Origin of the sequence: Nocardioides ginsengisoli, from assembly GCF_039537225.1 — a bacterium.
In the GTDB taxonomy this organism is placed as follows: domain Bacteria; phylum Actinomycetota; class Actinomycetes; order Propionibacteriales; family Nocardioidaceae; genus Nocardioides; species Nocardioides ginsengisoli.
In genome coordinates, this window is record NZ_BAABAC010000004.1 from 51282 (window position 1) to 64725 (window position 13444).

General features: G+C 71.3%; 17 protein-coding genes. 7 read left to right on the plus strand and 10 right to left on the minus strand.

The annotated features are described in order from the left end of the window. Both AB4880_RS01425 and AB4880_RS01430 read right to left on the minus strand, forming a co-directional pair. The gene (locus AB4880_RS01425; protein WP_367917414.1) at positions 1-660 is read right to left on the minus strand and encodes a hypothetical protein; all 660 of its coding nucleotides are present in this window, start codon (positions 658-660) and stop codon (positions 1-3) included. A gap of 9 nt (positions 661-669) precedes the next feature. Then, positions 670-1119 carry a helix-turn-helix domain-containing protein gene (locus AB4880_RS01430; protein WP_367917415.1) on the minus strand — a complete coding sequence of 150 codons (450 nt, stop codon included), beginning with the start codon at positions 1117-1119 and terminating at the stop codon, positions 670-672. Positions 1120-1267: 148 nt separating this feature from the next. Here AB4880_RS01430 and cysC point away from each other — a divergent pair, with 148 nt between their 5' ends. From cysC to AB4880_RS01445, 3 genes are all read left to right on the plus strand, one after another. Continuing rightward, positions 1268-3127: an adenylyl-sulfate kinase gene (gene cysC / locus AB4880_RS01435; RefSeq protein WP_367917416.1), complete on the plus strand. Its 1860-nt coding sequence runs from the start codon at positions 1268-1270 to the stop codon at positions 3125-3127. Next, positions 3128-4159, plus strand: a complete 1032-nt coding sequence (locus AB4880_RS01440) for a sulfite exporter TauE/SafE family protein (RefSeq protein ID WP_367917417.1) — start codon at positions 3128-3130, stop codon at positions 4157-4159. 119 nt (positions 4160-4278) lie between these two features. Beyond that, positions 4279-4416, plus strand: a complete 138-nt coding sequence (locus tag AB4880_RS01445) for a hypothetical protein (RefSeq protein WP_367917418.1) — start codon at positions 4279-4281, stop codon at positions 4414-4416. A 12-nt stretch (positions 4417-4428) separates the two neighbouring features. Here AB4880_RS01445 and AB4880_RS01450 read toward each other — a convergent pair whose 3' ends face one another. Continuing rightward, the gene (locus tag AB4880_RS01450) at positions 4429-5595 is read right to left on the minus strand and encodes a nucleotide sugar dehydrogenase (RefSeq protein WP_367917419.1); all 1167 of its coding nucleotides are present in this window, start codon (positions 5593-5595) and stop codon (positions 4429-4431) included. A gap of 63 nt (positions 5596-5658) precedes the next feature. After that, positions 5659-6456, minus strand: coding sequence for a DUF4143 domain-containing protein (locus tag AB4880_RS01455; protein ID WP_367917420.1), 798 nt, complete (start codon positions 6454-6456; stop codon positions 5659-5661). Between the two features lie 151 nt (positions 6457-6607). On the opposite strand from AB4880_RS01455, the gene cysD reads away from it, so the two are divergent. Beyond that, the gene (gene cysD / locus AB4880_RS01460) at positions 6608-7513 is read left to right on the plus strand and encodes a sulfate adenylyltransferase subunit CysD (protein ID WP_367917451.1); all 906 of its coding nucleotides are present in this window, start codon (positions 6608-6610) and stop codon (positions 7511-7513) included. Continuing rightward, on the plus strand, positions 7513-8784 hold the full coding sequence (locus AB4880_RS01465; protein ID WP_367917421.1) for a sulfate adenylyltransferase subunit 1: 1272 nt from the start codon (positions 7513-7515) through the stop codon (positions 8782-8784). The genes cysD and AB4880_RS01465 overlap by 1 nt, the downstream gene beginning before the upstream one ends. Before the next feature lie 278 nt (positions 8785-9062). On the opposite strand, the gene ygfZ is transcribed toward AB4880_RS01465, so the two are convergent. Genes ygfZ through AB4880_RS01485 form a run of 4 tightly spaced genes read right to left on the minus strand, consistent with a single transcriptional unit; the run spans position 9063 to position 11380 of the window. Next, entirely contained in the window at positions 9063-10007 is a 945-nt protein-coding gene (gene ygfZ / locus AB4880_RS01470; RefSeq protein WP_367917422.1) for a CAF17-like 4Fe-4S cluster assembly/insertion protein YgfZ, read from the minus strand. After that, entirely contained in the window at positions 10004-10471 is a 468-nt protein-coding gene (locus AB4880_RS01475) for an adenylyltransferase/cytidyltransferase family protein (protein ID WP_367917423.1), read from the minus strand. The genes ygfZ and AB4880_RS01475 overlap by 4 nt, the downstream gene beginning before the upstream one ends. Next, positions 10468-10893, minus strand: a complete 426-nt coding sequence (locus AB4880_RS01480) for a Fur family transcriptional regulator (RefSeq protein WP_367917424.1) — start codon at positions 10891-10893, stop codon at positions 10468-10470. Before AB4880_RS01480 ends, AB4880_RS01475 begins: the two co-directional genes overlap by 4 nt. Further along, positions 10886-11380 (minus strand): heme-binding beta-barrel domain-containing protein, encoded by a 495-nt coding sequence (locus AB4880_RS01485; protein ID WP_367917425.1) that lies wholly within the window; start codon positions 11378-11380, stop codon positions 10886-10888. Before AB4880_RS01485 ends, AB4880_RS01480 begins: the two co-directional genes overlap by 8 nt. Before the next feature lie 104 nt (positions 11381-11484). On the opposite strand from AB4880_RS01485, the gene AB4880_RS01490 reads away from it, so the two are divergent. Both AB4880_RS01490 and dtd read left to right on the plus strand, forming a co-directional pair. Continuing rightward, positions 11485-11847: a DsrE family protein gene (locus AB4880_RS01490; protein WP_367917426.1), complete on the plus strand. Its 363-nt coding sequence runs from the start codon at positions 11485-11487 to the stop codon at positions 11845-11847. A 1-nt stretch (position 11848) separates the two neighbouring features. After that, positions 11849-12280 carry a D-aminoacyl-tRNA deacylase gene (gene dtd, locus AB4880_RS01495; protein WP_367917427.1) on the plus strand — a complete coding sequence of 144 codons (432 nt, stop codon included), beginning with the start codon at positions 11849-11851 and terminating at the stop codon, positions 12278-12280. Between the two features lies 1 nt (position 12281). On the opposite strand, the gene AB4880_RS01500 is transcribed toward dtd, so the two are convergent. Together AB4880_RS01500 and AB4880_RS01505 are read right to left on the minus strand one after the other, a co-directional pair. Beyond that, positions 12282-12734 carry a DUF4395 domain-containing protein gene (locus tag AB4880_RS01500; RefSeq protein ID WP_367917428.1) on the minus strand — a complete coding sequence of 151 codons (453 nt, stop codon included), beginning with the start codon at positions 12732-12734 and terminating at the stop codon, positions 12282-12284. Then, positions 12731-13198, minus strand: coding sequence for a TlpA family protein disulfide reductase (locus AB4880_RS01505; protein ID WP_367917429.1), 468 nt, complete (start codon positions 13196-13198; stop codon positions 12731-12733). The genes AB4880_RS01500 and AB4880_RS01505 overlap by 4 nt, the downstream gene beginning before the upstream one ends. Positions 13199-13444: the final 246 nt, after the last annotated feature.

A 13444-nucleotide genomic window follows, 5' to 3' on the forward strand; every position in this document is an offset into this window, starting at 1 on the left:
TCAGGCCTCGGTGCCGGGCAGGGTGGCCTGCGCGACCGGGGCGGCCGGGGCGGCCGGGGCCACCTTCTTGGCGGCCGGAGCCTTCTTGGCGGGAGCCTTCTTCGCGGGCGCCTTCTTGGCCGGGGCCTTCTTCGCGGCCGGGGCCTTCTTGGCGGCCGGAGCCTTCTTGGCGGGGGCCTTCTTCACCGGAGCGGCCGGGGCCTCACCGGAGCGGAGCTTGACGACGACGCTCTCGCCGCGCTTGGCGAGGTCGGCGTAGAGGGCGGTCGCGACGGCGACGTTCTCGTCGTAGGCGCCCTTGACCGAGCTCTGGACCTTGGCCGGGAGGGCCTTGGCGTCGGCCTGGAACTCGACGAGGGTGCTGACGGCCTTGCCCTGCAGCGACTTCGGCTCGGGGAGCTCGAAGCCCTTGACGGTGCTCTGGACGGTGCTCTGGACGCCGGCGACGCGGGCGGTGACGTCTTTCTGGACGTCGCTGACGTAGGCCGTGACCTTGGCCTGGACGTCGGCGACGTAGGTGCGGACCTTCTCGACCGCCAGGTCGGTCACGCCGACACCGGCGTAGAGCGGCTTGGTGGCGGACGCCGGGATCTCGGGCAGCTCGACCTTCGTGAGGTCGATGCTGGGGATCTCGATCTTGGGGAGCTCAAGCTTCGGCATTGTTGGTTTTCACCCTTCGTCAGTGACGGCGTCGGAGTCCGTCTCGGTAGTGGTCGGCGCGTTGTTCGGCGCCTCCGCGGCCTGGGGCGTGGCCTCCGTGTCGACCGCGTTGAGCGCGAGGAACGATGCGTAGACATCGAGGAGCGACTGCTTCTGCCGCTCGGTGAGACCGGTGTCGCCCAGAATCGCGAGCTCGACCGATCCCCCCACGCCGTCATCGGGGCTGAGGATCCCGGCCCTGATGTAGAGCTGCTCCGCGGAGATCCGAAGGGCCTTGGCGATCTGCTGAAGCACCTCGGCCGACGGCTTGCGAAGCCCACGCTCGATCTGGCTCAGGTAGGGGTTCGAGACGCCCGCCTGGTCGGCGAGCTGCCGCAGGGAGAGACGAGCGGAGGTCCGCTGCTCCTTGAGGTAGTCACCGAGCGACCCGACGGTCTTCCCGACCTTGCCCTTAGCCATGGGCACCATGGTGCTAGCAATAGTTAGCATGTTGCAAGCGGGAGGTGCGTGAAGTCGTTCACACGGCCTATCTCCCGGGCTGCGCGACAGGGTCCACCATCCACTGTTGAAAGCGGATCAACTCACTCGACTCTGTACGATCACCCCTGTGTCCCGCCCGCCCCTCCCTCAGCACTGCCCGACGCCGCGGGAGCTCGACGACCTCGAGCTGCTCGTCTCCGGCGCGGCGGCGCCGATCCTCGGCTTCAACGAGCCGGGCAGCCCGATCACGCTCTCGCTCCCGGGCGAGCTGCGCACGCACCTGAGCCAGGGCGAGGAGATCGAGCTGGTCGATCCCGAGGGGCTCCCCCTCGCGCGGGTCGCGAGCACGCTGCGCGGGCTGGCCGTCACGCCGCTGACGCACGCGCAGCACGGCCCGTTCCGCCGGCTGTACGTCGCGCCGGCCGAGGTCCGCCGTCAGTACGCCGGGCGCACCTTCGTGCCCGTCACCGACCTGGTCACCGACGTCCAGCTCGAGCAGCTGCGCCGCCTCGGCCCGGTGGTGCTCGTCGCGCTGGTCGGCGCCGGCATGCCCGGGGTCAGCCCGGTCGCCCTGCTGCGCGCCACGCTGCGGGTGGCCGACCTGATCGGCGCCGACGTGGTCGCCTGCCCGCTCGCCGACCACGGCTCGCTGGCCGACCCGGCGCTGCGGATCTCGGTGCTGAGGTCCTACGCCGACGGCGATCCCGTCGTCGAGCTGACCTACGGCGGCCACGTGCTCCCCGAGCTCGCCGACATCGCCCGCGCCGAGCGCCCGCGCCCCGGCGAGCAGGGCCTCGTCCTCTTCTTCACCGGCCTGTCCGGCAGCGGCAAGTCGACCTTGGCGCAGGCGCTGATGGACCGGCTCCTCGAGCAGGGCGGCCGCACCGTGACCAGCCTCGACGGCGACGTCGTGCGCCGCAACCTGTCGGCCGGGCTGACGTTCTCCAAGGAGGACCGCGAGACCAACATCCGCCGCATCGGCTGGGTGGCGGCCGAGATCGCCCGCCACGGCGGCGTCGCGGTGTGCAGCCCGATCGCACCCTTCGACGCGACCCGCCAGCAGGTGCGGGCGATGGTCGAGCAGGCCGGCGGCGCCTTCTTCCTGGTCCACGTCGCGACCCCGCTCGAGGAGTGCGAGCGGCGCGACCGCAAGGGCCTCTACGCCAAGGCGCGCCGCGGCGAGATCCCCGAGTTCACCGGCATCTCCTCCCCCTATGAGGAGCCCTTCGACGCCAACGTCCGGGTCGACACCACCGGCCGCACCATCGACGACGCGCTCGGCGACGTCGTCGACGCACTGCGGACGGCGGGCTACCTCGACCTCAGCGCCGGCCCGGCCACGGCGCCGGCCGCGCGCGTGACCGAGCCGATCGTCGTCGCGGAGCCGCCGCTGCCCGAGCCGACGCCGCCGGCCGAGCCGGCCGGCCGGATCGAGGCGACCCCGCTGCGGGTGCTCTTCGTGTGCACCGCCAACATCTGCCGCTCGCCGTACATGGAGCTGCGCTCGCGCCAGCTCGCCGGGCCCGACGCCGGCATCGAGTTCGCCAGCGCCGGCACCCACGGCTTCAACGCCCACCCCGTCGACAAGGTGATGGCGGGCGTGCTCGCCGAGCGCGGCGTGAGCGCCGACCTGATCGCCGGCTTCGCCAGCCGGCCGCTGACCGACGACCTGGTCGACGCGGCCGACCTGGTGCTCACCGCCGAGGCGGCGCACCGGGCGTTCGTCCTCGAGGAGGCGCCCAACGCCTTCCGCAAGGCGTTCACGCTCGGCCAGTTCGCCGAGTCCATCGACCGGGTCGACCCGTCACTGCACGGCGCCGAGCTGGTCACCGCGGCCGGCCACCGCCGCGCGGGCACCGCCGAGCACCACGACATCCGCGACCCCTACCGCCGCGGCAAGGCCGCGGCCGAGGTGTCCGCGAACCAGATCGACGACCTTCTCCAGTCCGTGCTCCGCCGGCTGGCCCTGCCACAGACAGGCGAGTAGATGAACGACATCCTCACCCTGACCGCGCTCTCCATCGCGGCCGCCGGCTTCCTCGTCGGCATCGTGGTCGGCCTCACCGGCATGGGCGGCGGCGCACTGATGACGCCGGCGCTGATCTTCCTCGGCGTCGGCCACACCTCGGCGATCGTGACCGCCGACCTGACCGCGGCCGCGGTCTACAAGACCGGCGGCGCGCTCACCCACGCCAAGGAGGGCTCGCCCCACCTGCGTCTGGCCGGCTGGCTGATCCTCGGCTCGGTGCCGATGGCGTTCATCGGGCCGTGGCTGGTCAAGGCGCTCACCAACGACCCGACCGAGCTCGAGAAGACCCTCAAGCTCTGCATCGGCATCGCGCTGCTGTTCGCCGCGTCGACGTACGCGCTGCGGCTCTACATCAACCTGCGCCGGGTACGTCGTGGCGGTGCGCTGCCCGACCACAACCCGCGGATCCGCCCCGTCCCGACGCTGCTCGTCGGCATGCTCGGCGGCCTGCTGGTCGGCGTCACCAGCGTCGGCTCCGGCTCGGTCATCATGATCGCGCTGCTCATGCTCTACCCCGGCCTGCCGCCGGTGCGGCTCGTCGGCACCGACCTGGTCCAGGCCGTTCCGCTCGTGCTCAGCGCGGCGCTGGCCAATATCGCCATCCACGGCCTGGAGTGGGACCTCGTCATCCCGCTCATCATCGGCTCGGTGCCCGGCACCCTGCTCGGCTCGCGGCTGGCGCCGAGCGTGCCGCAGTCCTACATCCGCCGCGGCATCGTCATCGTGCTGACCATGTCCGGCGTCGCCCTGCTGTTCAAGGCGGGCCTGCACCCCTTCGGCGAGGGTCACGAGACCGCGGAGGCGGTCCTGGTCGCGGCGATCGGCGTCGCGATGCTGGTGCTGCTGCCGTTCGTGTGGGGCCTGATCCGCCGGCGCAACGACCTGCCCATGTTCGGCGCGCCGACGGTGGCCGAGATCGAGTCCTTCGGCACCGCCCGCCCCGGTCGCGACCTCACGCCGACGACGTCCGACACGCCTGCCGACGACTGAGGAGCGGGCCCTTCGTCCCGGCCGGATAGTCCGACCAGGCCATGGCGACGTCGACCATTCAGATGACGTGTCCGCCACCAGCGGCTGGGTACCGTGGTGGCACGTCCAAGGAGGTCGTCATGGAACTGCTGGTGAGCGTCGGAACCATCTGGGTGGCCGCTGCCGCGCTGTTCACGTTCGGGGTCGCGCGTGCGGCCGCCGACGACACGCCCTTCCGCATCGAGCGCGAGCGGCTCACGCCCACCACCCGCCGCTGACCTCGGGTCGCGTCAGTCGCGACCGTAGATGTCGCGCGTGTAGACCTTCTCCGCCACGTCGTCGAGCACGTCGGTACGACGGTTGGCGATGATCACGTCGGCCTTGGCCTTGAACTCGTCGAGGTCCCGGATCACCTTCGAGTTGAAGAACCGCTTCTGCTCGAGCTCCGGCTCGAAGACGATCACCTTCACCCCGCGCGCCTTGATCCGCTTCATCACACCCTGCACGGCCGACTCGCGGAAGTTGTCGGAGCCGGCCTTCATGGTGAGCCGGTAGATCCCGACCACCTTCGGCTCGCGCCGCAGGACGTCGTCGGCGATGAACTCCTTGCGGGTGGTGTTCGCCTCGACGATCGCGCTGATCAGGTTCTGCGGGACGGCGTCGTAGTTGACCTGCAGCTGGCGGGTGTCCTTGGGCAGGCAGTAGCCGCCGTACCCGAAGGACGGGTTGTTGTAGTGCGTGCCGATCCGCGGGTCGAGCCCGACGCCGTCGATCACCTGCCGGGCGTCGAGCCCGTGGTGGGCGGCGTAGGTGTCGAGCTCGTTGAAGTAGGCCACGCGCAGCGCGAGGTAGGTGTTGGCGAAGAGCTTGATCGCCTCGGCCTCGGTGGACCCGGTGAAGAGCACCGGGACGTCCTCCTCCTCGGCCGCCTCGCTGAGCAGCTTGGCGAAGAGGTGGCCCTCGCTCGTGTCGGAGCCGACGACGATCCGCGACGGGTGCAGGTTGTCGTGGAGCGCCTGGCCCTCGCGCAGGAACTCGGGGCTGAACAGGATCGACGCGCCGGGGTGCCGCTCGCGCAGCGTGGCCGTGTAGCCGACGGGCACGGTCGACTTGATCACGATCGTCGCGGCCGGGTTGACGTCCAGCGCCTGCGCGGTGACCCGCTCGACAGAGGAGGTGTCGAAGCGGTTGGTGTCGGGGTCGTAGTTGGTCGGCGTCGCGACCACGACGTACGTCGCGTCGGCGTACGCCGCGCGGCGGTCGCGGGTCGCGGTGAGCGAGAGGCCGCCGCGGGCGAGGTGGTCCTCGAGCTCGCGGTCGATGATCGGCGAGCGCCCCGCGTTGACGGCGTCCACCCGGTCGGCGTCGACGTCGATGACGGTGACGTCGTGCTGACGGGCCAGCAGGACGGCGTTGGACAGGCCCACGTAGCCGGCGCCCACCACGGCGATCTTCATGGCGCGAGGCTAGGGCGCGCGGCTGAACCTGTCAGGACAACGACATGACCGGCGGGTGACCGCTCAGCGGCGCGGCTGTCCCTGGTCCCAGTCCCACAGGGCCGAGATCGGCAGGCCCCACAGCCGTGGGCCGTACTGATGACCGGTCGCCGCGGTGTTGAGGACGACGCCGCCGCGGAACCGGCTCCCGGCCCGCCGCTCCAGCGCCTGCAGGCCCGCGAACTGGTGCGGCCGCAGGCTGGCTGCGGTGCGGACCTCGAGGCCGTAGCAGGTGTCGTCGCGCAGCTCGACGACGAGATCGACGGCCAGCCCGTTGCGCTCGCGCAGGTAGCTGAGCCGGTAGTCGACGGCGCTGGTCGCCCGCTGGCGCAGCAGCTCGGCGGCGACCAGGCCGACCAGCAGCGGGGTCAGCCGACGGCGGCCGCCGAACTCGGCGAGCTGCTCGGCCGGGACGCCGTACAGGTGGCGGGCGAGGGACGGGTCGGCGTACACGGCGCGGGGGCGGCCGATCGCGCGCTTCGCGGCCGACGAGCGGCAGCCCGGGAGCAGCTGGACGACGCCGAGCTCGACGAGCACGTCGACGTACGGGCCGACGGTGGTGGGCGGGATGCCCGCGGCCGCGCCGAGCCGGGCCTTGTTGAGCTCGCCGACCGGCGGGTCGGCGAGCGCGGCCAGGATCGCGGTCAGCCGGTCGGGGTCGGTACGGCGAACCGCCCGGGCGCGCCGCACGATCCGCTCGACCTCGTCGTCGGTGACCGGACGGGCCAGCGCGCCGACGTACGCGGGGAGGTCCCAGGTCGAGTGCACCTCGCCGGGGACCGATCCGCGCGAGCCCAGACGGGCGACGAAGTCGGCTGCCACGCCCGCAGCGTAGGCCCTCGGAGGGCCGAACTCGTCGATTTGTCTATCGCGACCGTCAGAATGTCGGGGTGCAAGGTTCCGCATGGCACGATGGGCGAGCCCGAGGTTCGATGAGAACGTGTTCTAGAAGGGATGGGCCGTCCGCGTGACAGTGCACAGCGACTACCGCCTCAGCCAGCTCGACCAGCTCGAGGCCGAGTCGATCCACATCTTCCGCGAGGTCGCGGCCGAGTTCGAGAAGCCGGTGCTGATGTTCTCCGGCGGCAAGGACTCGATCGTCATGATGCGCCTGGCGGAGAAGGCGTTCTACCCGGCGAAGATCCCGTTCCCGGTGCTGCAGGTCGACACCGGATACGACTTCCCCGAGGTCCTCGCGACCCGCGACAACTGGGTCGACCGCCTCGGCGTCAAGCTGATCGTCGCCAGCGTCGAGCAGGCGATCGCCGACGGCGTCGTCGTCGACGACGGCAAGACCTCGCGCAACCGCCTCCAGATCGGCACCCTGCTCAACGCCATCGAGGAGAACGGCTTCACCGCCGCCTTCGGTGGCGGCCGCCGCGACGAGGAGAAGGCCCGCGCCAAGGAGCGCGTCTACTCCCACCGCGACGAGTTCGGCCAGTGGGACCCGAAGAACCAGCGCCCCGAGCTCTGGAGCCTCTACAACGGCCGCCTCCACGAGGGCGAGCACATGCGGATCTTCCCGATCTCCAACTGGACCGAGCTGGACATCTGGGACTACATCGGCCGCGAGGGCATCGAGATCCCCAGCATCTACTTCTCGCACCAGCGCCGGGTCTTCCAGCGCGACGGCATGCTGCTGTCCGAGAGCGAGCACAACCCGCTGCGCGACGGCGAGGTCGTCGAGGAGCGCACCGTCCGGTTCCGCACCGTCGGCGACCTGACGCTCACCGGCTGCGTCGAGAGCACCGCCAGCACCATCCCCGAGATCATCGACGAGGTCGCGGTCGCCCGGGTCACCGAGCGCGGCGCCACCCGTGGCGACGACCGGTTCTCCGAGGCCGCCATGGAGGACCGCAAGAAGGAGGGCTACTTCTGATGAGCACCGAGACCGAGAAGCGCCCGATGGACCTGCTGCGGTTCGCGACGGCCGGCTCCGTCGACGACGGCAAGTCGACCCTGATCGGCCGCCTGCTGCTCGACTCGAAGTCGATCTTCGAGGACCAGCTCGAGGCGGTCGAGGCCACCAGCGAGGCGAAGGGCTACGACTACACCGACCTCGCGCTGCTGACCGACGGCCTGCGCTCCGAGCGCGAGCAGGGCATCACCATCGACGTGGCCTACCGCTACTTCGCGACGCCCAACCGCAAGTTCATCATCGCCGACACCCCCGGCCACGTGCAGTACACGCGCAACATGGTCACCGGCGCCTCCACCGCCGACCTCGGCCTGGTCCTCGTCGACGCCCGCCAGGGCCTCACCGAGCAGTCCCGCCGGCACGCCGTCATCCTCTCGCTGCTCCGCGTCCCGCACCTGGTGCTGGCCGTGAACAAGATGGACCTCGTCGACTTCGACCAGGCCGTCTACGAGAAGATCTACGCCGAGTTCACCCAGTTCGCGACCAAGCTGAACGTCCCGGACCTCGAGGTCATCCCGATCTCGGCGCTCCAGGGCGACAACGTGGTGACCCGCTCCGAGAACATGCCGTGGTACTCCGGTCCCACGCTCATGCACCACCTCGAGCACGTCCACGTCGCCTCCGACCGCGACCTGATCGACGCCCGCTTCCCCGTGCAGTACGTCATCCGGCCCAAGTCCGACGAGTTCCACGACTACCGCGGCTACGCGGGCCAGGTCGCGGGCGGCGTCCTCAAGCCGGGCGACGAGGTCGTCGTCCTGCCGTCGGGCATGACGTCGAAGATCGCCAAGATCGACCTGTTCGACAAGGAGATCCCCGAGGCCTTCCCGCCGATGAGCGTGACGGTCCACCTCGAGGACGACGTCGACGTCTCGCGCGGCGACATGATCGCCCGCGTGAAGAACGCCCCGACCCCGAGCCAGGACATCGACGCGATGATCTGCTGGATGACCAACGCTCCGCTGCAGCCGCGGCAGAAGCTGGCCATCAAGCACACCACGCGCACCGGCCGGGCCCTGGTCAAGGACATCCAGTACCGCCTGGACGTCAATACGCTGCACCGCGACCAGGAGACCAAGGAGCTGGGCGTCAACGAGATCGGCCGCGTCACGCTGCGCACCACGGTGCCGCTGCTGTGCGACCCGTACTCGAAGAACCGCACCACCGGCTCGTTCGTCCTGATCGACGAGGCGACCGGCGTGACCGTCGGCGCCGGAATGATCAACGGCTGACGCAGCCCGCGACGCCGGATCGGCGTGGATCGGATGAACCAGGTTCATCGGATCCACGCCGATCGTCGTTTTCGCGCGGCCGGCGGCGCGGCGAGATCGGAGTCGTGTGCCTGAGAACCCGCCCACAGGGGTTCTCGGGCACACGACTCAACGCGAAGCGGGCGGCCGCCCGAACAGCCCCGTGACCCGGCAGAAGTTTCTGCCGGGTCAGCGCATTTGGCGGGCCAGTTTCTGCCGGGTCAGTGCATTTTGCGAGCCAGTTTGTGCCGGGTCGGCGTTCACCGCTGCGGACGGAAGTGCAGCCCTACCTCGGGATCGACCACGACCTCCTGCGCGGCCGGCAGCCCGTCGACCACCAGCGCCGCGGACACGTCGGTGTTCCGCTTCAGCAGCGCCAGCGCGATCGGCCCCAGCTCGTGGTGCCGCGCCGACGACCCCACGAAGCCCACGGCCCGTCCGCCGCCGTCCGGCAGCACCTCGGTGCCGACGGCGGGCAGCCGGTTCTCCGACCCGTCCAGGTGCAGCAGCGTGAGGCGGCGCGGCGGCCGACCGAGGTTGTGCACGCGGGCGACGGTCTCCTGGCCGCGGTAGCAGCCCTTGTCGAGGTGGACGGCGCCCCAGGGCTGCTCGGCGATCCAGCCGACCTCGTTGGGGATGGTCCGCTCGTCGGTGTCGACGCCGAAGCGCGGCTCGCCGCGGGCGATGCGCAGCGCCTCGAAGGCCCACAGGCCGGCGGCGGGCCCGGCGGCCTCGGCGTACGCCGTGAGCTGGTCGCGCGGGACCAGGTCGTAGCGCCCCGGGCGCCAGGCGACGGCGAGCTCGGACGTCAGGTCGGTGATCTCGACGCGCATCATGAACTTCATCCGCTCGAGGAAGTCGATGAGCGCGGCGGCGCGGCCCGGCTCGGCGTGGGCGGTGAACGCCTCGCCGTCGTCGACGCCGGTGAAGGCGTGCTCGACGTGGCCCTGCGGGGACAGGATGAGGGCGCTGATCCAGCGGCCGGGCTCGAGCCCCTCGAAGTACTGGGTGGTGATCGAGTGCAGCCAGGTCAGCCGGTCGGGGCCGGCGACGCGCAGGACGTCGCGGTGGGAGAGGTCGACGAAGCCCTCGCCGGAGTCGAGGGCGCGCTGCTCGCCGTACAGGCTGCCGTAGTGGGCGGCGACGGGCGCGTCGACGCCCTCGCCGGCGACGGCGCCCGGAAGGTTCAGGAGGGGGGAGGTCATGTCAGGTCCCGGTAGTGCTCGAGGAGTCGGGTCAGGGTGCCGAGGGCTGCCTGCATCTCCTCGATGTGGCCGGGGTCGAGCGTGCGGAGCATCTCCTTGATCTCCGTGCTGGACACACCGGAGGTGCGCGGCAGGTACCTCACCTCGCAAACGTCGGACAGGTCGTCGAACTTCCCCGTCCAGTCGTCGCCCATCACGAACAGGTCGACGCCGTGCTCGACGATGTCGGCGCGCTTCTGGTCCCACGAGCGCTCGGGGATGACCAGGTCAACGCCCTTGACGGCGCCCACGATGGCCGCGCGGTCGTCGTAGGAGACGACGGACTTCTTGCCCTTGCCGGCGTTGAACTCGTCGGTCGAGACGCCGACGACGAGTCGGTCGCCGAGTCCGGCGAGGCGCTCGATCAGCCGCAGGTGGCCGATGTGGAAGAGGTCGAAGGTGCCGTAGGTGAGGACGGTGGTCATGATGCTTCTCCTTCGCACTGTGCGCACCGGCCGAAGACGGTGAGGTGGCCGAGGTCGGGGGCGAAGCCCTTCTCCCGGAGGACGGCGACGAACGACGCGGCCTCGGCGGCGTCGACCGAGATCACCTCGCGACAGCCGCGGCAGACCAGGTGGAAGTGCTCGTGCCCACGCGTCGAGTGGTACGTCGGCGCCCGGTCGGACAGGTGCGCGTGGCGGATCAGGCCGAGCTCCTCGAGGACCTCGAGCGTCCGGTACACGGTGGAGGCGTTGATGGTGCTCGCGGTCTGCTGGACGTGGGCCAGCACCTCGTCGGGCGTCGCGTGGCCGAGCGCGTCGACCGCGGCCAGGATCAGCTCGCGCTGAGGCGTGAGCCGGTAGCCCTTCTCGCGAAGGGCGGCCCGCCAGTCCTGGTCATCAGGCACGCTTGAGCCTCGCCCAGAGGTGGGGCTGGAGCGCCTGGCCCATCGCGGCCATGTCGAAGGCGTAGAGCAGGTCGCCGTCGACGTTGCCGTAGAGGCGCTTGCCGGCGGCGTAGTCCTTGGCGGTCTCGGTGCGCGCGACGGCGTCCGTCGTCCACTCGAACTTGCCGTTGTCGGCCTCGCCGTGCCAGATCTCCGCGATGCCCGTGTTGTGGGTCAGCAGGATCTCGAACTTCCCGTCGCCGATGCCCCGGATGAAGCCGGTCTCGATCGCCGCGTCGCGGACCTTCTCGCCCTGCTCGTCGACGATCCAGGCGCGCGCCATGTAGTGGAAGAACGGCCGGCCGTCGTGGGTGAAGATCAGCTCCTGGCCGAACTGGAACTTCTCGATCGTGGGGTAGTCGCCGTGACCGTTGCCGCGCCAGGTGCCGAGCATCCAGGCGATGGGACCGCAGTTGGGGTGCAGGTTGTCGGGGAGTTCGAAGGCCACGAGGGTCGAGTCTAGGGCGTGTCTGCCTGTTGGTCGCCGCGCAGCAGGCGAGCAACAGGCAGACCCGCCCTCGTAGCGGGGGTCGCGCTGCGTAGGCTCGGCGCATGTCCCGCACCCTTGTCGTCAAGGTCACCTGCGGCGCCGACGAGCCCGAGCGCTGCAACCAGGGCTTCACCGTGGCCGGCGCCGCGGCGGTCTCCGGGGTGCCGGTCTCGCTGTGGCTGACCGGCGAGGCGGCCTGGCTCGCGGTCCCCGGCCGGGCGGCCGAGCTCGAGCTCCCGCTCGCCACTCCCCTGCCCGACCTGATCGACGCCGTCCTCGCCTCGGGGCGGGTGACGGTCTGCGCGCAGTGCGCCGCCCGCCGCTCGCTGACCGAGGCCGACCTGCTGCCCGGCGTACGGATCGCGGGGGCGCCGGTGTTCGTCGAGGAGGCCCTCGGCGACGGCGTCCAGGCCCTGGTCTACTGACGTGCGCGCGGTCCTGCAGCGGGTGTCGTCGGCATCCGTCGAGGTCGACGGCGCGGTCGTGGGCGCGATCGACGGCCCCGGCCTGCTCGTCTACCTCGGCGTCACGCACACCGACGGCGCGGCCGAGGTGGCGTGGATGGCGCGCAAGATCCGCGACGTCCGGATCCTCGACGGCGAGGAGTCGGTCGGCTCGACGGGCGACTCGGTGCTGATGGTCTCGCAGTTCACGCTGTACGGCGACGCGCGCAAGGGCCGCCGTCCCACCTGGATCGCGGCGGCCCCCGGCCCCGTCAGCGAGCCGTTGTACGACGCCGTGTGCGCGGCGCTCGAGGCGGCCGGCACGCATGTCGAGCGCGGGGTGTTCGGCGCGGACATGAAGGTCGCGTCGGTCAACGACGGGCCCTTCACGGTGCTGCTGGAGACGCCCGCCTGACTCAGGCGGCCGCGCGCCGGCTGAGCCGCAGCCCCAGCAGGTACATCTCGCAGCCCAGGCAGAACGCGAACACCGCGTTGAGGAAGGCCGCGACGAACGCCAGCGCCGCCGCCACCTGACCGAGCAGCACCACGCCGGTCGCGAACCCGATCGTCGCGACGACCGCGAACACCAGGCCGACGGCCTGCGCGAACCGCGGCGGGGCCGGGTCCTCGAGCTCGGTGGGCGGGCTGAGGCGCGGGCGGATGAAGGTGCGGAAGAGCGCGCCGGTCGGCGTCCGCTGCACGCCGAGCCCGGCGCCGATCGCGAAGAGCACCGCCTGGACGCCGGTGATCACGGCCGCCACCCCGGGCGCCGCGTCGGACAGCAGCAGCGCCGCCGCGAAGACGACGAGGGTGATCGCCGCGGTGAAGCGCGGGCCGCGCGGGTCGATGCCGCCGGAGCTGCTGGTCATCGGGTCTCCTGGAGCGAGGGAAGGGCCGCGAGCACCTGCTCGCGGCGCGGCGCCCCGGCGGCGCGGGTCAGCTCGTGACCGGCACCGTCGAGGATCAGCGTCGTCGGCGTGCGCCGTACGTCGAGCGCGCGCACCAGCTCGAGATGCTGCTCGGCGTCGATCTCGACGTGCGCCACGCCGTCGACCTTGCCGGCGACGTCGGCGAGCACCACGCGCGTCGTACGGCAGGGGGCGCAGAAGGCGCTGGAGAACTGCACCAGCGTGGCCCGCTCGCCCAGCGCCACGTCGGGGACGGCGTCGGCGACGGTGGTCCACGCGGTGGCGGGGACCTCGGCGGCGTGGGTGGCGTGAGCGACGTCGGCCGGGTGAGCGACGTCGGTGAAGCGGCCGTCGACCCGGCGGCGGTACAGGCCGAAGCCGGCCGCCGCGAGGACGGCCAGCACGAGCAGTACGAGTCCGGTCACGACTCCTCCAACGACGGTGGCGGCGTCCCCATTCCGGGCACACCCTCTCGGTTCTCCATTGCACGGTGCGCGGGTTCGGTCCGACCACGGTGTCCGAGGCGTGGACGGGTTTCCCAGGCGGGGGCATCCGTCAACTGACGGATGCCCAGCGACGGCGGGGGCCGGAGGTCGGGCACCTGACCCGATACCGGGCGTGATCCAGCGCACATAGTTTCGGGGCATCTCGGTCAGACCGAACCCTGGAGG

Bases quoted from the DNA above. Each gene is read 5' to 3' on its own strand.
- AB4880_RS01430 (WP_367917415.1), bottom strand. From the start codon at position 1,119: ATGGCTAAGGGCAAGGTCGGGAAGACCGTCGGGTCGCTCGGTGACTAC.
- AB4880_RS01475 (WP_367917423.1), bottom strand. From the start codon at position 10,471: ATGACCACCGTCCTCACCTACGGCACCTTCGACCTCTTCCACATCGGC.
- AB4880_RS01445 (WP_367917418.1), top strand. From the start codon at position 4,279: ATGGAACTGCTGGTGAGCGTCGGAACCATCTGGGTGGCCGCTGCCGCG.
- AB4880_RS01490 (WP_367917426.1), top strand. From the start codon at position 11,485: ATGTCCCGCACCCTTGTCGTCAAGGTCACCTGCGGCGCCGACGAGCCC.
- ygfZ (WP_367917422.1), bottom strand. From the start codon at position 10,007: ATGACCTCCCCCCTCCTGAACCTTCCGGGCGCCGTCGCCGGCGAGGGC.
- AB4880_RS01425 (WP_367917414.1), bottom strand. From the start codon at position 660: ATGCCGAAGCTTGAGCTCCCCAAGATCGAGATCCCCAGCATCGACCTC.
- AB4880_RS01440 (WP_367917417.1), top strand. From the start codon at position 3,128: ATGAACGACATCCTCACCCTGACCGCGCTCTCCATCGCGGCCGCCGGC.
- AB4880_RS01500 (WP_367917428.1), bottom strand. From the start codon at position 12,734: ATGACCAGCAGCTCCGGCGGCATCGACCCGCGCGGCCCGCGCTTCACC.
- AB4880_RS01465 (WP_367917421.1), top strand. From the start codon at position 7,513: ATGAGCACCGAGACCGAGAAGCGCCCGATGGACCTGCTGCGGTTCGCG.
- AB4880_RS01450 (WP_367917419.1), bottom strand. From the start codon at position 5,595: ATGAAGATCGCCGTGGTGGGCGCCGGCTACGTGGGCCTGTCCAACGCC.